The organism is Methylobacterium pseudosasicola, from assembly GCF_900114535.1.
Taxonomy (GTDB): Bacteria; Pseudomonadota; Alphaproteobacteria; order Rhizobiales; family Beijerinckiaceae; genus Methylobacterium; species Methylobacterium pseudosasicola.
The window spans coordinates 15313-31816 of sequence record NZ_FOTK01000024.1; the positions used below are offsets into that span (position 1 = coordinate 15313).

The window sequence follows — 16504 nt, forward strand, 5'->3', positions numbered from 1 at the left end:
CCCGAACTCCACGAACGGCGCGATGATCGGCCCGAATGGATCGATCACGCGGCATCCTCGTGGTGATGGCTGTCCGGGCCGTGGGAGCCGTGGTCGTGCCCAACCGCCTGTCGCGGGCCGACGCAGATCGCGGCGTCCTCGTCCCAGGCTTCCGAGAGATTGCGCGCGCGCGCCAGATTCTCGGCGGTCAGGACTCGCGCGGTCGGGCCCCAGGCCACGGGTTCGCGGGCGAGCAGGAGCGTCGTCGGGAAATGCTCGCGCACCTGGGTCAGGTCGTGCAGGGCGGCGATGACGGTGCGGCCCTGGCCGTGCCAGAGCCGGATCAGGGCCAGCAGGTCCTCGACGGTGCGGTTGTCGATGCCGGTGAACGGTTCGTCGAGGAGCACCACCGGGCAATCCTGCAGGATCAGCCTGGCGAACAGCGCCCGCCGGAACTGGCCGCCCGACAAGGTACTGATCGGCCGCGCCTCGAACCCGCCGAGCCCGACCGCGTCGAGCGCCGCCCCGATCTCCGGCCGCCACCGCCAAAGGCTGCGCCAAGACCCGGATTTCCGCCACAGGCCCATTCCGGCGAGGTCCATGACGCTCAACGGGAAGCTGCGGTCGATCTCGTCGGCCTGGGGCATGTAGGCGAGGTCACCGGAGCGATCGATGTGCCCCTCCAGGCAGGGGATCTCGCCGGCCATCCCCTTGAGCAGGGTCGACTTGCCGGCGCCGTTGGGCCCGACCAAAGCCAGCAGGTCGCCGGTGCGCACGGCCCCGTCGAGGTGGTGGACCGCCGGGTGCCGGTCGTAGCCCAGTGTCAGGCCGACCAAGCGGAAGGCATTCTGTGTCGCGGGCCGGATGCTCATGCCGTCAGCGCCCAGGCGATCAGCAGCCAGACCAGGGCCGAAAGACTCGCGGCGAGGGCGAGGCGCGGGCCGATGCCGCTGCGGAACAGGGATCGCGGGACTGCTTGTCTTGAACGAGAAGTGGTGGGCAAGACGTCCTCGTCGCGCGCTCGGGCCGGCGCGGGGACCCTTCGGGCACTGGCATGGTCCGGGGCGGCGGTGATACACTGTAACACTCCCGCCGGACAACCGGCGGTTTTCCGGTTGGAGCAATCATGCACCGTCACGAGAGTCACGACGCGTGCCACACAGGCGTCGGCGACATGCTCGCCCGGGCAGAGGCCGTCTGCCGCGAGCGCGGGCTGCAATTCACGCCCCTGCGCCGCGAGGTGATGGAGGCGGTGGCCGAGGCCGGCAAGGCGCAGGGCGCCTACGACATCGCCGAGAAGCTCAGCGCGCCGGGCAAGCGCGTGGCGCCGGTCTCGGTCTATCGCGCCCTCGATTTCCTGATGCAGCAGGGCCTGGTCCACCGGATCGCCAGCCGCAACGCCTTCATCCCCTGCGCCCACGGGCACGCGCCGGGCGAGGGCGTCGTCTTCCTGATCTGCCGGACATGCGGCCTCGTCGACGAGGCTTCGTCGGAGGAGCTGGAGGACGGTCTCGACCGCACCCTGAAGCGGGCGGGCTTCACGCCGGCCCACACCATCCTGGAGGTCGAGGGCGATTGCGGGGCCTGCCGGGAGCGCCAGCAGCCATCCTAAGGCGCCCCCAATACCTCAGCGCGCGTTCTTGTAGGCCCGGCGCGAGACGATGGTCTGGATCATGATTTGGATGTCGAACCAGATCGACCAATTGTCGATGTAGTGCAGGTCGCAGGCGACGCGCCGCTCCATGTCGAGGTCGGTCAGGGTCTCGCCGCGATAGCCGTTGACCTGCGCCCAGCCGGTGATGCCGGGGCGGACGTTGTGCCGCCGCGCGTAGAGGGCGATCCGCCGCTCGAAGCTGCGGTCATGCGCGAGCGCGTGAGGACGCGGGCCGACCAAAGACATCTCACCCTTGAGGACGTTCAGGAGCTGCGGCAGCTCGTCGAGATTGGTCCGCCGCAGGATCGCGCCGACCTGGGTGATGCGGCTGTCGTTGCGGGTCGCCTGCTTGAACACCGCGCTGGCGGCATCCGCCCGCATCGAACGGAACTTGAACACGCCGAAGGGCTGCTGGTTGAAGCCGTAGCGCTTTTGGCGGAAGAAGACCGGGCCCGGGCTATCGAGCTTGATCGCGATCGCGATCGCCGCCAGCAGCGGCGACAGCGACACCAGGGCGATCGCCGCCACGGTCAGGTCGAGAGCGCGCTTCAGCACGATCTCGGCGACGTTGAGCGGCCGGCGACCGATATTGATGCCGGAGACGCCGCCGACCCGGGCGACCTGCATGTCGGGGAACCGATCGAGCACGCTGCCCGGCCGGAGATGCAGGGCGGACGGCACCCGCAGGAATGCGTCGATGCAGCGCTCCACCTCGGCAGTGTCGGTCCAGGGCACCAGCACGAACACGTCGTCCGGCCGCAGGAACCGCACTACCGACACGGCGAGGTCGAGATCCTCCTGGAGCTGGTCGTGGCGCGACACGGTGTCGGCGCCCGGATCGACCCGGCGCAGGTAACTGGTGCCGACGATCCGGGAGCCGAGCTGGTCGGCCTCGTGGCTGGCATAAAAGCGGGCGATGTCCTCCTCGTAGCCGACCAGGTGGACGCGGCTGGCGGAGGCCGAACCGGAGGCGAGGCTGCGGCGCACCAGGCGGGTCGCTACCGTGCGGGTCATCACCAGGGTGGGCAGCCCGAGCACGAAGGCGGTGATCGAGACGATGCGGGAATAGTCGTTGGTCGTCTTGGTTAGGAAGCCGACCACCAGAACCGCCGCCCAGGCGACCAGCCAGAGCGAGGCCATGCGCTGAAAGTTCAGCTTCTGCGCCATGATGCCGTCGAGGCTGTAATCCTCCCGCAGCACGTTCGTGGCGACGATGATGGCGCCGAGCAGGGCGGCGAGCCGCAGGCTGCGGAAGCCCGTCACCCAGATGCTGTCGCCCGCGAAGGCGACTTGGTAACCGAACTCGACGGTCAGGATGACGGCGAGGATCGCCGCGATGTCGGCGAGAGCTAGCGACGACGACAGGGCGATCCGCGCCACCGCACGACCGCGACGCGGCAGGAGCGCGGACCACACGCTGCGACGGCGTTCGGCCGAGGTCGGCAAGGCCTGAAACGTCTCCGGAACCCGTTCGTGAAACATCTGGCCCGCCACGTCCCGGTTTGATCGGACTTTGTACCAGTCTGAAACACGAAAGATTTCAGCGCCGGCATCTGCCGATGACGGAGCAAGGGGTGAGCCGCGAAGACCGGTGATTCGGCCGCTTGGGAATGGGCGGTCATTTATGCGAACGTCCGGCGGCGGGCAATACATGGTAAATGCTGAGTCACCGAAATACAGACACATACCGTTCGCCCGGGCTCGACGGCCCGATACCGGCAGTTGCATTGTAATGTCGGATTCTTGCTGGACGGTTGAATTCCGTCACGCCGGGAAGCTTGGCGGTTGCTACGGCGACCCCGGGCGCGGCGGCTCTGCCTGCGGCCGGCGCCGGTCGAAGCGTCCCTGAACAGGAGAGCGCTCGCTGCCGATCCGGCAGCAAGCGCTTATGATGCGATGATCGACAGGGTCAGACGGCGTCGGCCCGCTGCGGGGTCTCGCCCGCGCCTCCGACCGTCTGCACCATCTCGAAGCCCTCGAATTGCGGATGGCCGAGATACAGGGGCTTGGTCGAGGGGGCCCGGCTATGCGCCTTGCGAAACTGCTCGGAGCGCGTCCAGGCCTCGAAATCGCCCCGCGAACGCCACACGGTATGCGAGGCGTAGAGCACGTGATCCTCCTGTTCGGGCCCGCGCAGGAGGTGAAACTCCACGAAGCCGTCCATTTCGCCGAGATGGCTGTCGCGGCCGAGCCAGACGGCCTCGAAGTCCTCGGTCGCATCCTTAACGACCTTGAAGCGATTCATCGCGATAAACATGGTGTTCTCCGTTGAAACGTCGGATTTAGGCCCTGAACCCCGTCCGGGCGAGCCCTCCTGCGGCGACGCAGCGCGTGAAATGGACTGCGCACAGTCTGCGGATCGACATTTCCGCAACAACGTTTCAAAGATACGTCAGGTTAAACCACAAGATGTAGACTTAGACTTGCGGAGTTTAACAACTTCGTGTCCAATTGCCTGACGGTTCATATTGTGTCGCAGTCGGGCCATTGACCGACTGCTATAACGCTCACTGTCGATGTAATTTCTTGGTCGACGTAGGAGGGCGGGTCACAATAAGGGCTTCGAGTTGTGGCCGATTGCAATGCAGGCGGCGGCTGCTCTAGCGTGTGGCACCGCACTTTAGGTGTAGACGGACTATGAGATTGAGGGTCGGACGGTGAAGCGGCGCGATGGCGAGGCGAGAACACCGGATCCGCAAGGGGACGTTGTTCAGGCCCCGGAAAAGGATGCGAACAGTCAGATGATGCCGAAGCAGACCACCGACGTGGACCGTCTGGTGGGTATTCGCATCACCGCTTTGCGGAAGGCGCGAGGCCTGAGCCAGACTGCCCTCGGCAATGCCGTCGGCGTCACGTTCCAGCAGGTGCAGAAATACGAGAAGGGCCAGAATCGGGTCGGTGCCGGTCGGCTGCGCGAGATCGCACGCCTGCTCGAAGTGCCGGTCTCGGCCTTCTTCGAGGAGAGCGAGCCGCGCGAGAACGCGCAGGAAGACGTGTTCGGCTTCCTGAGCGCCCATGGAGCGATCGAGCTGCTCCGCGCCTACGCCCAGATCGAAGATGAGCAGATGCGCCGGGATGTCCTGGCGCTGGTCCGGAGCGCCGCGCGACTCGCACAGGCCCGCAGCGCGCCGCCGGCGGCTGACCCGGCCTGAACTTTTTTTGATTGCGAGATTGGCAGGGAGCCCCGCGATCCGGTGGATCGTGGGGCGCTTCGCCGTTCAGGCCTGCGGGCTCATCCCTCGTCCGCCGCGATGAGGTGGAAGAAGCTCCCACCTACGAAGCCTATCCGGTGTCCGGCGAGGCCTTGATCCGTGCCCTCGGCATCCGTGACGCGGGCCAGGGCATCCGCCTCCGCGGCGGCCGGCGAGAGCTCGCTGGCATAGTGGAACTCGTGGCCCACGACACGCGCCCCGCGCCGGCCCAACGGGCCGTCGCTGCACAGCCGCGCGACGCGATAGCCGAGATGCAGCTTGCGCTTCCGGTAGGAGGTGGCCACCGGCAGAAGGCCGGCCATGGCGTGGCTGGTGCCGTCGGCGTCCTCCAGGGTGCGGCCGAGGACCATATAGCCGCCGCACTCGCCGTGGACCGGGCGCGTGGCCGCGAAGGCGCGGAGGCCTCCGAGGAACCGGCTGGCGGAGGCGAGCTGGCCCGCATGCAGTTCCGGATAGCCGCCCGGCAGCCAGCAGGTGTCGCAACCCTCCGGCGGCGCCTCGTCGGCGAGGGGCGAGAACGGCACGATCTCGGCACCGGCCAGGCGCCAGCCGGCCTCCAGATGTGGGTAGAGGAAGCTGAACGCCGCGTCCCGGGCCACCGCGATGCGCTGCCCGGGCGGACGCGGCAACAGGCCCGCTGAGGCCGGTGTGGCGCCCGCCGCGGCGGCGAGCACGGCGTCGAGGTCGATGCCGGCTTCGGCGAGGTCGGCGAGCCGGTCGAGCCGAGCTTCCAGGTCCGCAGTTTCCCCGGCCTGGACCAGGCCGAGATGGCGCTCGGGCAGGACCAGTTCGGCGTCACGCATCAGCACGCCGAGGACCGGCAGCCCGACCCGCTCCATGCCGGCTTCCACGAGGCGGCGGTGGCGAGCGCTCGCGACCTTGTTGAGGATCACCCCGGCGATCCGGATCCGCGGATCGTAGAGCTTGCAGCCGAGCGCCACCGCGGCGGCCGATTGCGCCGCGCCGGAGACATCGACCACCAGTACCACCGGCCAGCCGTAGCGGGCCGCGATGTCGGCATTCGCGCCGGTGCGGCTCTCCGCTGCTCGGACCCCGTCGAACAGGCCCATCGAGCCCTCGGCGACAACGATGTCGGCCTGCGCCGCCGTCTCGCCGGCCAGGGCGTCGAGGAGGCCGGGCGCCATGGCGAAGCTGTCGAGGTTGAAGCTCGGCTGGCCGGTGGCCGCGTGATGGAAGGCCGGATCGATATAGTCCGGGCCGCATTTCGCGCCGCGCACGCGCAGGCCGCGTCGGGTCAGCGCCCGCATCAGCGCCAGCGTGACGGTGGTCTTGCCGGAGCTGGAGCGCGGCGCCGCGACCAGAAGACCGGGGGCGCTCAAACCGCGCTCCCGACGGTGCCGCCGGGTCGATAGCGCCGGTCATAATCAGGCGCGTAGAGCGCACTCTCGCGGAAATCGGCGGCGCCGAGCGCTGGCCCGACGAGGATCAGGGCGGTGCGTTCGAGCCCGGCCTCGGCGACGAGGGCCGGCAGCCCGGCGAGGTCGCCGACCAGCGCCCGCTCGTCCGGCCAGGAGGCGCGGAACAAAGCCGCCGCCGGGCAGGCGGCGCCGTAGAACGGGATCAGCTCGGCCGCGACTTTTTCCACGACGTGGATCGAGAGATGGATCGCCAGCGTCGCACCGGTCGCCGCGAAGGCTGCCAGGGTCTCCCGCTCGGGCATCGCGCTCGCCCGGCCGGAAGTCCGGGTCAGCACCACCGATTGCGACACGCCCGGTACGGTCAGCTCCCGGCGCAGCATCGCGGCGGCGGCCGCGAAGGCCGGCACGCCCGGCGTCACCGTGTAGGCGATGCCGAGGCGGTCGAGCCGGCGCATCTGCTCGGCCAGCGCGCTCCAGATCGACAGGTCGCCCGAATGCAGCCGCGCCACATCTTGTCCGCGGCCGTCGGCTACCGCGATCTCGGCCATGATCGCGTCGAGGTCGAGGGGCGCCGTGTCGATGATGCGGGCGCCCGGCGGGCACCAGCCCAGGATCTCGGGCGCGACCAGGGATCCGGCATAGAGGCAGACCGGGCAGGCGGCGATGCGGTCGCGGCCGCGCACCGTGATGAGGTCGGCGGCGCCGGGGCCGGCGCCGATGAAATGGACGGTCATGGGTGCCGAGCGGTGTCGTGCGGGATCGCGAGAGCGCAGGTCGCGCCGGCGCTGGCGATGCGGGGGAGGGCGAGGCGGCTATCCCGCCCAGCTGCAGCGAGGGCGGCCGCTTCGGCCAATGAGCCGACCGCGCGCAAGCGCTCGATCCGGGCGGAGCGCGTGACCACACGGGCGTCGCAGGCTTCCAAGGCTGGTGCGCCGACCGGGCAGGGCGACAGGCCGAACGCCGCCGCAGCTTGGCAAATGGAGGGTTCTGCAGCCCGGTCGGCGGCGGTCGCGACGACGGTGAGATCGGTTCGGCTGGCGCCGATCGTGCCGAGGGCGCGGGCGATGAGGGCGGCGATCTCGTCGGCGCCCGTGCCGCGGCGAAACCCGATCCCGGCGACGATCCGGTCGCTCATGGCTTGGTCCAGGCCCATTGGGTGACTGGCATTGCCGGCCGCCAGCCGTGCAGGCCGCCCACCGGGCTCGCCCGGTCGACCGAGAACCGCCGCAGGCTGCCGCCATGGTCCGCGAAGGCCGCGAGCAGCGCCGCCTCGCCCTGGAGCGTCACCGCGTTGGCGACGCAGCGCCCGCCCGGCCGCAACGCGGCGAGCGCAGTCGCCAGGATGCCGGGCTCCGAGACGCCGCCGCCGATGAAGACCGTATCCGGAGCAGGCAAGCCGGCAAGCGCCGCCGGCGCCGCGCCGGTCACCACCGCGAGGTCCGGCACCCCCAGCGATTGTGCGTTCCGAAGAATCCGTTCGGCCCGGTCGGGGCGCGTTTCGATGGCGGTGGCGCGCAGGCTCGGATGGCGGAGCATCCACTCGATGGCGATGGAGCCCGCGCCGGCCCCGATATCCCAGAGATGCTGATCCGGATGCGGGCGCAGCGCCGCGAGCGTCAGCGCCCGGATCTCGGCCTTGGTGAGCTGCCCGTCATTCTCGAACAGGCCGTCGTCGAGGCCGGGCGCCAGCGGCAGGGCTTGCCCCGCGCCGGCAACCGCGATCGCCACGGTGTTGAGCGGATCGATGGCCGGGAGGTCGAAGGCTTCGGCATGCGCCGCACGGGTTCGCTCCCGCGGGCCGCCCATCGCTTCGAGGACGGTGACGGTCGAGGCGCCGAAGCCGCGCGCGGTCAGCAGGTCCGCCAGAGCCGCCGGTGTCGTGCCGTCCCAGGACAGGACGAGGAGGCGCGCACCCCGCTGGATATGCGGGACGATCCGGGCGAGCGCCCGGCCGTGCAGGGTGACGAGGCTGCATTCAGCGAGCGGCCAGCCGAGCCGCGCGCAGGCGAGGCTGAAGGCCGAGGGTTGCGGAAAGGCCTGGATCTCGGCAGGCGCTACCAACCGGGCGATCTCGGCGCCGATGCCGTAATGGAACGGGTCGCCGGTGGCGAGGATGCAGGTCGGCTGGCCGCGCCGGGCCAGGATCTCCGGATAGGCCTCGTGGATCGGGCTCGGCCAGGGCCGCGTCTCGGCAACGAGGGGGCCGGCCAGGGCGAAGTGGCGCCGGCCGCCATAGACCACCCGCGCGGCGTCCAGCGCGGCGGCGGCGGCGGGCGCGAGCCCAGCCCGCCCATCCTCGCCGATGCCGACGATCGACAGCCAGCGGCCGCTCGACAGGGGCTCAGCGCTCATGGACAAGACACCCATGATCCGTGGCGCCATGCGAATCCTGATCCTCGGCGGAACCGGCGAGGCGAGCGCCCTGGCGCGGGCCTTGGCCGGCCGGGAGGATCGGGCCGTGATTCTGTCGCTCGCCGGTCGGACCGCCGCGCCGAAACCCGAGCCGGTGCCGACGAGGGTCGGCGGGTTCGGCGGCGCCAAGGGGCTCGCCGACTATTTGCTCACTGAGCGCATCGACCGCCTGATCGACGCGACGCATCCCTTCGCCGCGACCATCTCGGCTAATGCTGCGCATGCCGCGGAGGCCGTGGGCGTGCCGCTGCTCGCGATCCGCCGACCGGCCTGGCACCGCGAGCCCGGCGATCTTTGGACTGATGTCGCCGGCATGGAGGAGGCGGTCGCCGCCCTTGGAAGTGAGCCCCGGCGCGTGTTCCTGACGATCGGACGCCAGGAGGCCGGTGCCTTCGCCGCAGCGCCGCAGCACGCCTATCTGGCGCGGACGGTCGAGCCCCTGGACGGGGTGCTGCCGGTGCCAGACCTCACCGCCCTCGAAGCGCGCGGCCCGTTCGACGCGGCGGCCGAGGCGGATTTGATGCGCGCCACCGGCACCGAGATCCTGGTCAGCAAGAATTCCGGTGGGGCGGCGACCTACGGCAAGATCGCGGCGGCGCGCAGCCTCGCCATCCCCGTGATCATGGTGCGCCGGCCTGAAAAACCCGACGTGCCGAGCGTCCCCGACGCCGCCGGCGCGCTGCGCTGGCTCGATGCCGGCGATCATGCCGGCCCCGCGACTTTGCGCGAGGTGTAGACGAAGGGCAGGCCGTCGGTCCGCGGGATGAGCCGGGTGGTCGAGGCGCCGAGGATCACCATCGTGGCCATGTCGGCGGGCACGCCGCGCGCCTCGGCGAGGGTCGAGACCCGGATCGCCTCGTCCGGCCGGCTGATCGCCCGGGCGAACATCACCGGCGTCTCCGGCGCCCGGATCCCGGCGGCGAGTTCGAGGGCCGCGCCGAGCTGCCAGGGCCGCGCGGTGGAGATCGGGTTGTAGAGCGCGATGACGAAGTCCGCGCGCAGCACCGCTTCCAGCCGGGCGGTCACCACCGGCCAGGGCTTCAAATTGTCGGAGAGCGACAGGGCGCAGAAATCGCCGCCCAAAGGCGCCCCGAGCCGGGCCGCGGCGGCCAACATGGCGGTGATGCCCGGCTCGACCGTGATGGTGAGGTCCCTCCAACCGGGCTCGCCGTGCTCCACCGCCTCGAACACGGCCGAGGCCATAGCGAACACGCCGGGATCGCCGCCCGACACCACCGCGACCCGCCGGCCGGAGGCTGCGAGCTGCAGGGCGTGACGGGCGCGGTCGACCTCGACGCGGTTGTCGCTGGCATGTCGGATCAGGCCCGGACGCTCGGGCACGCGGGCGACGTAGGGAAAATACCCGACCAAGTCTTCGGCAGCGTCGAGGGCCCGGCGCGCCGAGTCGGTCAGCAATCCCGCATCCCCGGGGCCGAGGCCGACCACCGTGAGGCTTCCGCTCACGGCCGCCGCCCCTCGCCGGGCAGGAGGACCATGGAGAAGTAGGGCGCGTCGTCGTCCGCCTTGTCGGCGAGCATCACCACGCGCTCGCCCGCCATGGTGCCGCGCTCGACATAGATGGCCCGGCCGAGCAGCCCGGCGGCGGTCAGCGCCGCCCGGACCTTCGGCAGGTGACGGCCGAGCTTCATCACCACGGCGGCGTCGGTGCCGCGCAGGCGCTCCGTGAGGGCGTCGATCGGCAGCGTCGCGGGCAAGACCGTGAGGATGTCATCGCCCCAGGTGATCGGCGTGCCGGCCCGGGTCCAGCAGCCGGACATTCCGGTCACGCCCGGGATCACCTCCACGGGAAAGCGGTCCTTCAAGCGCCGCCAGAGGTGCATGAACGAGCCGTAGAAGAACGGGTCGCCCTCCGACAGGATCGCGACGTCACGGCCCGCGCCAAGATGGTCGGCGAGCTGCCCGGCCGCGTCGTCGTAGAAGGCCGCGAGCGCCGCCACGTAGTCCGGGTGTTCCGGGTGGATCTCGGTGGTGTAGGGATAGGCGAGCGGCATCTCGCGGGCCGGGTCGCGCAGGATCGCGTCCGCGATGGTGCGGGCGTTGCCGCGCCGGCCGCGCTTGCAGAAATGCACCAGCACCGGCGCGCGCATCAGGATGCGCTGCGCCTTGACGGTGAGCAGTTCCGGGTCGCCCGGCCCCATGCCGACGCCGTAGAGGGTGCCGGTCACCGAAGCCGCGGGAATCTCCTCGACGGGGGCTTCGACGCGCTCGAACCCGTCCATCACTCGACCTCGCTGGCGAGCGCGTTGACCGCCGCGGCGGTCATGGCGCTGCCGCCGCGCCGGCCGTGGACGACGACGAAGGGCACGCGGCCGTCCCGGGCCAGCGCGTCCTTGGACTCGGCGGCGCCGACGAAGCCCACCGGGATGCCGATCACCGCGGCCGGCGGCGGCACGCCGGCATCGAGCAGTTCGAGCAGGCGGAACAGGGCGGTCGGGGCGTTGCCCACCGCCACGATGCTGCCGGGCAGGTGCTCGCGCCACAGCTCCATGGCGGCGGCGGACCGGGTGGTGCCCAGGCTCGCGGCAAGATCGGGCACCCGTGGGTCGCCCAGCGTGCAGATTACTGCGTTCTTGGCCGGCAGCCGCGCCCGAGTGACGCCGTCGGCGACCATCCGGACATCGCACAGGATCGGGGCCCCGGCCTGGAGCGCCGCGACACCGGCCTCAGCGAAGCCGTCCGACATCTCCACGTCGGCGGGGAGATCGGTCATGCCGCAGGCATGGATCATCCGGACGACGACGCGCTCGGCCGCCCCCGACCAGCGCGCGAGGTCGGCCTCGGCCCGGATCATCGCGAAGGAGCGCGCGTAGATCGCGGCGCCGTCGCGGATATACTCGTAGCGAGAGGTGACCTCCGGCTCCGAACCTGCCTGGCGCAGGGCATTCTGGCTCGCGCTCATGCCGGTCTCCTGGTCCTCCCGATATCAGTTTTGGCGCGATCCGGCGCGAAGGCGGCGGCGAGCCCGATTGTCTTGGCCCTTCCTAACCGCTCCAGCACCGCCTCGATAGGGAGGTGCATCGCCGGCTCATCGCCCGGGGCGCCGCCGATAACGGCGCCGTAGAGGCCGTCCCGGCCGACGAGGGTGAGGTCTGCAGGGCCCGGCCGGGCGCAGCCCTTCGCGCAGCCGGAGACGTGGGCGGATCGCCCGTCCGCACCGAACGGCCGGAACGCCTCCGCGACATCTGCGGCGTCCGCGAGTGTCGGCGTCGACCCTGAGGCGCAGGCCGGTGCGCCCGTGCAGGCGGCGACGCTGCGCCGCGGATCGTCGGGTGCGACGATGAAGTTTTGGGCCAGGGCCGTCAGATCTGCATCCGAAGGCTCCTGACGCGACAGCAGCATGAAGCCGCGGGTGGGTGACAGGCGGATTTCCTCGGCACTGAGGCGCGAGGCGAGGTCCACGAGGCGATCGAGAGCGTCCGCCGTGCAGCGACCGAACGGCGCATCGACGGTGAGCACGGACTGGCTTGCCGCTAACGGTGCGATGCCAGCCGGTGGGGAGAAAGGCGCACCGATCGGAGAAACGCCACCGCGCCCCCTCTCCCGTGCGGGAGAGGGTTGGGGTGAGGGGTGCGCCCGATCCGGAAAGACCTGTCCCCTCACCCTGTCCCTCTCCCGCACGGGAGAGGGGACCTGCGCCTGCATCGCGAGCCGAACGGCATTCTCCAACGCGCTGAAATCATCTGGCGACAGATCGCGCGTCCGCCGCCGCCCGGTCCCGGCGAAGGCGTTGAGCAGCGCGGCTACCGCGGCTGGCGCCTCCTCCTCTGAACAGGTGACGCAATCGCGACGACCGTGCTCCTCCGCGGCGACCGCGATCCGGACGCCGCCCGAGGCGGCTGGGAAAACATAGGCATCGGCCTCCGGCATCTCGGCACGTAGGCGGCCCTCGACCACCACCAACGTCTTGGCCGGCAGCCCCGACACGGCGAGCCCCGCGGCCTCGATGGCGCGGGCCAGGGCCGGTACGTCGAACGTCTCGGCTGGATCGCGGCCGGCCAGGGGACTGGTGAGCGTCAGGCGCTGAGGGCCACCGTCGGCGCGCGTGTCGCCGAGGCCGGCGGCCTCCAGCAGGCGGGCGAGCGGCGCGCGCGTCGCATCCGAGACGCCCCGGATCTGGAGGTTGGCCCGGGCGGTGAGGTCGAGATGGCCGTTGCCGAAGCGGCGCGCGCCCTCGGCCACGGCGCGGGCCTGCGGCAGGGTCAGGATCCCCAGCGGCGGATGCACCCGCGCGAGCAGGCCGTCGCCCGTGGGCATCGGGCGGCTGAGCCCGGGGCACCAGCCCCGGCGGGCGGGGGCGTCGGGCAGGGCGCGGCGATGGGCGGCGACGCTCATTCGGCGGCCTCCGGCATCAGCGCGTCGGCGGGCAGCGCGTTGCGCCGGCTGTGCCACAGGCCGCGGTCGCGGGCCTCGTCGAACCGCTCCAGGATCGCCCGGGTCGCCGCCGGGTTGGCGGCGCGCAGCCGGTCGAACACCTCGGAATCGGCGATCCAGGTGGCGTAGAGCCGGTCGAAGCCGGCATCGGTCACGGCGTCGCTCGCAGCGGCGAGGACGAACACCGCGTCGAGCCCCTGGGCCAGCTCCTGCGCGCCGCGGTAGCCGTGGCGGAGTTGGGCGGCGATCCAGCGCGGATCGGCGAGCCGGCCGCGGATCAGCCGTGCGGCATCCTCCCGGGCGGTACGGGTCTTGGGGCGCTCCGGAACCGAGACGTCCAGGCTGTAGAGGGCGGGGCTGGCGCCTTGGAGCGTGGCCGCCGCCGCGAAGCCACCCATGGCATCCACCGCGGCGTCGCCGTCGAACAGGTCGCGCTCAGCCACGTCGAAAGCGTGCAGATAGGCGTCCGCCGCGGCGACCCGGGCGCCGAAGGCCGCGTCCGGTCCTTCGCGGTCGCCGTAGGCATGGCCGCTTGCCGCGAGATAGGCCCGGGCGAGATCGGCCCGATCGTCCCAGGTGCCGTCGAGGGCGGTGGCGGCCGTGCCGGCGCCGTAGCGGCCGGGCGCTGCGCCGTAGACCCGGGCGATGGCTTCGCCACGGCGCCGGGCGGCGGCCAAAGGATTCTCAGCATCCTCCTCATCGCGTTCCGCCACCGCGCGGGCGGCGCGGTCGAGCAGGGCGAGGGTATCGGGGAAGGTGTCGCGGAACGCGCCCGACACGCGGACGGTCACGTCGATCCGCGGCCGGTCGAGCATCGCGAGGGGCAGCACCTCGAAGCCCGTGACCCGGGTGCTGGCATGGTCCCAGACCGGCCGCACGCCCATCAGCGCCAGGGCATGGGCGACGTCCTCACCGCCGGTGCGCAGGGTCGGGGAGGCCCAAAGATCCATGACGATCCGGGCCGGGTACTCGCCCTCGTCCTGCAGGTAGCGGGTCACCACCGAGGCGGCGGCCCGCTCGCCCAGCAGCGCCGCGGCGCGGCTCGGGATCGCCCGGGGATCGAGAGTCGCGAGGTTGCGCCCGGTAGGCAGCACGTCGGCGCGGCCACGCGACGGCGAGCCCGCGGGGCCCGGCGGCACGAAGCGGCCATCGAGCGCCGCCAGCAGGCCCGCCCGCTCGCCGGTGGCGCTTGCGACGACCGCCTCCGGCGCAGTGTCGGGGGCGCGGCCGAAGACGTGCAGCCCGTCGCGAAACGTGGTCTCGCCGAGGTCGCAGAGATGGGCGTCGAGGCGGGTCAGCGCCTCCTCCATCGGTGTGTCCCGGCCGATGCCGGCGCCGTCGAGCAGCCCGGCAGCATCCGCATCCTCCAGGATCGCGCTGGCGATCAGGCCGGCCCGGCGCGGATCGAGCACGCTCGCGGCGGAATACTCCTCCACCAGCTCGCGCAGGCGGGCGGCCTCCGGCGGCAGGGCGTGCAGGGTGGTGTCGGGGGTGAGATGCCCGAGGGCGATCCCGCCGAGCCGACGCTTCAGCGGGGCGGCCTCGCCCGGGTCATCGACGATGAACGGATAGATCACCGGCAGCCCGCCGACGCAGAGCGCCGGGAAGCAGCCCGGGGACAGGGCCACCGCCTTGCCGGGCAGCCATTCGGCGGTGCCATGCGTGCCGAGCTGCACCAGCGCGTCGAAACGCTGCCGTAGTCCCAGATGGAAGGCCAGGTAGGCGTGGGTCGGGACGCGATCCGGGTCGTGATAGCCCGTCTTGCGGTCGGGATCGCGGCCGCGGTCGGGCTGGAGGAAGAAGGCGAGTTTTCCGCCCTTTCCCGCCAAGGCCTCGGCATCCGTCCTCCGGCGCGCGAAAGATGCGACGTGCCCTCTCTCCCGCACGGGAGAGGGGACCGGCGCTCCATTCGGCAGCGTTTGGATGTGGTCGTCCGCAGCAAGGGGCTGGTGCGCGGGACGCGACGTGACCATCCGAAACTGGAAAAGACCGTCGCGACACATCGGGTCGTTGGCCGGCTCGCCCCAGGCTTCCATCAGCGCATCACGGGACGGCGCGGGCAATCCGGCGAGCCAAGCGGAATAATCCGCCAGCGGGACCGTGAACCCCGCTTCACCCTCGGTAAGCGCCTGCATCAGCGCGGCCGGCTCGGGCAATGCCCCGGTCGCGTAACCCGCCTCAACCAAGTCCAAAGCAAGCGCGCGGGCGCTCTCGGGCGTGTCGAGGCCGACCGCGAAGCCGGCCCGGCCGCCGCGGGCGGGATAATCGGAGAGGACGACGGCCACCTGCCGCTCGGCCCGGGGGAGGGCGGCGAGACGCAGCCAGCCCGCCGCCCGCTCGGCCAGGGCATCGATGCCGGCTGGATAGGGGATGGCCCGGCGCTCGGCGAAGCCGGCGACTTCCGCTGCCTCTTCCTTGAACGAGATCGGGAAGCCGGAGAGCCGGCCGTCGAATTCCGGCAGGGCGACCTGCATGGCGAGGTCGGCGGCGCCGAGGCCCCGGGCCGAGGCTTCCCAGGCCACCCGGGGGGCGCCGACCGTGTAGGCCTGGAGCACCGGGCAATCGGCGCCGTCGAGGACGAAATCGATCCCGTCCTCCCGCGCCGAGAAGGCGGTTGCGGCGATCACGAGATCCGGCTTGCGCGTCCGCACGGCTTCGGCGACGGCCTTGGCCGCCACCGACTCCTTGAGGCTCGACACTGCCATCGGCAGCACGCCGATGCCGCGGACGCGCAGGGCAGCGGCCAGGGCGACGAACGGCGCGGTATCGCCGCCGAGCACCGCGGAGCGGTAGACCAGGAGCAGGGCGAGCGGAGTGGCGGTCACGCGCGGGTCCAAGAGCGGCACCGCCGTCCCGGCGGCCTCGATCGCCGTATCCAGCGCGAGCACGCCGCAGCCCGGGCACCAGGGGAAACCCCGCGGCAGCGGCTGCGGCGGCTCGACGGCCCCACCCGCGCTGATCCGGGCGGCGAGCAGGCGCAGCATCCGCCGCAGGTTCTCCGGGCCGCCGGCGCGGAAATACCCGTCGACCGTTTGCGCGAAGTCCGGATCGGTGGAGAAGTCGGCCAGCCGCGGGTCCGGCCGGTCGTCGCCCGGCAGTACCGCGAGCACGATTCCGTTCGCCCGCGCCGCGGCGGCACAGCGTTCGATCCCATAGCGCCAGTAATCCAGACCGCCGAGGCAGCGGATCACCACGAGCTTCGCCCGGGACACCACGCGCTCGACATAGAGATCGACCGACATCGGATGCCGGAGCTTGGCGAGCTTGGCGAGCCGCAAGCTCGGCAGACCGGGCTCCGCGGCCTGGGCCTGCCCGATCCCGGCGAGGTCGCTGTCGGTGAACGAGAGCACGACGAGATCTCCGGGCTCCTGCCCGAGATCCACGGCCGCCTCGCCCTCGTCGAGGGAGACGCTATCGATGCGAACGAGATGCATGGCGCGCCTCCTAGGCCGCGCCGAGATGGGCGCGCGCGCAGC

At 71.5% G+C, this 16504-nt stretch carries 16 protein-coding genes; 3 read left to right on the top strand and 13 right to left on the bottom strand.

Features of this window, described 5'->3' with window-relative positions:
- Nucleotides 1-44: 44 nt before the first annotated feature.
- The gene (locus BM228_RS21055) at nucleotides 45-851 is read right to left on the bottom strand and encodes a metal ABC transporter ATP-binding protein (protein WP_092043683.1); all 807 of its coding nucleotides are present in this window, start codon (nucleotides 849-851) and stop codon (nucleotides 45-47) included.
- Nucleotides 848-982 (bottom strand): hypothetical protein, encoded by a 135-nt coding sequence (locus tag BM228_RS35870; protein ID WP_280142341.1) that lies wholly within the window; start codon nucleotides 980-982, stop codon nucleotides 848-850. The genes BM228_RS21055 and BM228_RS35870 overlap by 4 nt, the downstream gene beginning before the upstream one ends.
- 123 nt (nucleotides 983-1105) lie before the next feature.
- Here BM228_RS35870 and BM228_RS21060 point away from each other — a divergent pair, with 123 nt between their 5' ends.
- A complete protein-coding gene (locus BM228_RS21060) occupies nucleotides 1106-1591 on the top strand; it encodes a transcriptional repressor (RefSeq protein ID WP_092043685.1) in 486 nt (161 codons plus the stop codon).
- A 15-nt stretch (nucleotides 1592-1606) separates the two neighbouring features.
- Here BM228_RS21060 and BM228_RS21065 read toward each other — a convergent pair whose 3' ends face one another.
- Nucleotides 1607-3115 (bottom strand): undecaprenyl-phosphate glucose phosphotransferase, encoded by a 1509-nt coding sequence (locus BM228_RS21065; protein ID WP_092043790.1) that lies wholly within the window; start codon nucleotides 3113-3115, stop codon nucleotides 1607-1609.
- 427 nt (nucleotides 3116-3542) lie between these two features.
- Nucleotides 3543-3890 (bottom strand): heme-degrading protein HmuQ, encoded by a 348-nt coding sequence (hmuQ, locus tag BM228_RS21070; RefSeq protein WP_092043687.1) that lies wholly within the window; start codon nucleotides 3888-3890, stop codon nucleotides 3543-3545.
- A gap of 484 nt (nucleotides 3891-4374) precedes the next feature.
- On the opposite strand from hmuQ, the gene BM228_RS21075 reads away from it, so the two are divergent.
- Nucleotides 4375-4785: a helix-turn-helix domain-containing protein gene (locus BM228_RS21075; protein ID WP_092043688.1), complete on the top strand. Its 411-nt coding sequence runs from the start codon at nucleotides 4375-4377 to the stop codon at nucleotides 4783-4785.
- An 80-nt stretch (nucleotides 4786-4865) separates the two neighbouring features.
- Here BM228_RS21075 and BM228_RS21080 read toward each other — a convergent pair whose 3' ends face one another.
- The 4 genes from BM228_RS21080 to cbiE are packed head-to-tail and all read right to left on the bottom strand — an operon-like array spanning nucleotide 4866 to nucleotide 8576.
- Entirely contained in the window at nucleotides 4866-6185 is a 1320-nt protein-coding gene (locus BM228_RS21080; protein WP_092043690.1) for a cobyrinic acid a,c-diamide synthase CobB, read from the bottom strand.
- Nucleotides 6182-6958 (bottom strand): precorrin-4 C(11)-methyltransferase, encoded by a 777-nt coding sequence (gene cobM, locus BM228_RS21085; protein ID WP_092043691.1) that lies wholly within the window; start codon nucleotides 6956-6958, stop codon nucleotides 6182-6184. Before cobM ends, BM228_RS21080 begins: the two co-directional genes overlap by 4 nt.
- Nucleotides 6955-7359, bottom strand: a complete 405-nt coding sequence (locus tag BM228_RS21090; RefSeq protein WP_244537242.1) for a cobalamin biosynthesis protein — start codon at nucleotides 7357-7359, stop codon at nucleotides 6955-6957. The genes cobM and BM228_RS21090 overlap by 4 nt, the downstream gene beginning before the upstream one ends.
- Nucleotides 7356-8576, bottom strand: a complete 1221-nt coding sequence (gene cbiE, locus BM228_RS21095) for a precorrin-6y C5,15-methyltransferase (decarboxylating) subunit CbiE (RefSeq protein ID WP_092043694.1) — start codon at nucleotides 8574-8576, stop codon at nucleotides 7356-7358. Before cbiE ends, BM228_RS21090 begins: the two co-directional genes overlap by 4 nt.
- A gap of 28 nt (nucleotides 8577-8604) precedes the next feature.
- Between cbiE and BM228_RS21100 the strand changes: the two genes are divergently transcribed.
- Entirely contained in the window at nucleotides 8605-9372 is a 768-nt protein-coding gene (locus tag BM228_RS21100) for a cobalt-precorrin-6A reductase (RefSeq protein ID WP_244537243.1), read from the top strand.
- Here BM228_RS21100 and cobJ read toward each other — a convergent pair.
- From cobJ to cobN, 5 genes are read right to left on the bottom strand one after another with little or no spacing between them, the layout of a single operon-like run.
- Nucleotides 9339-10100, bottom strand: a complete 762-nt coding sequence (cobJ, locus tag BM228_RS21105) for a precorrin-3B C(17)-methyltransferase (protein WP_092043696.1) — start codon at nucleotides 10098-10100, stop codon at nucleotides 9339-9341. The genes BM228_RS21100 and cobJ overlap by 34 nt on opposite strands.
- Nucleotides 10097-10876, bottom strand: coding sequence for a precorrin-2 C(20)-methyltransferase (locus tag BM228_RS21110; protein ID WP_092043697.1), 780 nt, complete (start codon nucleotides 10874-10876; stop codon nucleotides 10097-10099). The genes cobJ and BM228_RS21110 overlap by 4 nt, the downstream gene beginning before the upstream one ends.
- Nucleotides 10876-11556, bottom strand: coding sequence for a precorrin-8X methylmutase (locus tag BM228_RS21115; protein WP_092043699.1), 681 nt, complete (start codon nucleotides 11554-11556; stop codon nucleotides 10876-10878). Before BM228_RS21115 ends, BM228_RS21110 begins: the two co-directional genes overlap by 1 nt.
- Nucleotides 11553-12989 (bottom strand): precorrin-3B synthase, encoded by a 1437-nt coding sequence (gene cobG, locus BM228_RS21120; protein ID WP_092043701.1) that lies wholly within the window; start codon nucleotides 12987-12989, stop codon nucleotides 11553-11555. Before cobG ends, BM228_RS21115 begins: the two co-directional genes overlap by 4 nt.
- Entirely contained in the window at nucleotides 12986-16462 is a 3477-nt protein-coding gene (gene cobN, locus BM228_RS21125) for a cobaltochelatase subunit CobN (RefSeq protein WP_092043702.1), read from the bottom strand. The genes cobG and cobN overlap by 4 nt, the downstream gene beginning before the upstream one ends.
- Nucleotides 16463-16504 lie beyond the last annotated feature (42 nt).

What these genes read in the sequence shown, in the direction of transcription:
- BM228_RS21055 (WP_092043683.1), bottom strand. Translation starts at nt 851, where the DNA reads ATGAGCATCCGGCCCGCGACACAGAATGCCTTCCGCTTGGTCGGCCTG.
- cobG (WP_092043701.1), bottom strand. Translation starts at nt 12,989, where the DNA reads ATGAGCGTCGCCGCCCATCGCCGCGCCCTGCCCGACGCCCCCGCCCGC.
- cobN (WP_092043702.1), bottom strand. Translation starts at nt 16,462, where the DNA reads ATGCATCTCGTTCGCATCGATAGCGTCTCCCTCGACGAGGGCGAGGCG.
- hmuQ (WP_092043687.1), bottom strand. Translation starts at nt 3,890, where the DNA reads ATGTTTATCGCGATGAATCGCTTCAAGGTCGTTAAGGATGCGACCGAG.
- BM228_RS21115 (WP_092043699.1), bottom strand. Translation starts at nt 11,556, where the DNA reads ATGAGCGCGAGCCAGAATGCCCTGCGCCAGGCAGGTTCGGAGCCGGAG.
- BM228_RS21060 (WP_092043685.1), top strand. Translation starts at nt 1,106, where the DNA reads ATGCACCGTCACGAGAGTCACGACGCGTGCCACACAGGCGTCGGCGAC.
- BM228_RS21090 (WP_244537242.1), bottom strand. Translation starts at nt 7,359, where the DNA reads ATGAGCGACCGGATCGTCGCCGGGATCGGGTTTCGCCGCGGCACGGGC.
- cbiE (WP_092043694.1), bottom strand. Translation starts at nt 8,576, where the DNA reads ATGAGCGCTGAGCCCCTGTCGAGCGGCCGCTGGCTGTCGATCGTCGGC.
- BM228_RS21065 (WP_092043790.1), bottom strand. Translation starts at nt 3,115, where the DNA reads ATGTTTCACGAACGGGTTCCGGAGACGTTTCAGGCCTTGCCGACCTCG.
- cobM (WP_092043691.1), bottom strand. Translation starts at nt 6,958, where the DNA reads ATGACCGTCCATTTCATCGGCGCCGGCCCCGGCGCCGCCGACCTCATC.
- BM228_RS21075 (WP_092043688.1), top strand. Translation starts at nt 4,375, where the DNA reads ATGATGCCGAAGCAGACCACCGACGTGGACCGTCTGGTGGGTATTCGC.
- BM228_RS21100 (WP_244537243.1), top strand. Translation starts at nt 8,605, where the DNA reads ATGCGAATCCTGATCCTCGGCGGAACCGGCGAGGCGAGCGCCCTGGCG.
- BM228_RS21110 (WP_092043697.1), bottom strand. Translation starts at nt 10,876, where the DNA reads ATGGACGGGTTCGAGCGCGTCGAAGCCCCCGTCGAGGAGATTCCCGCG.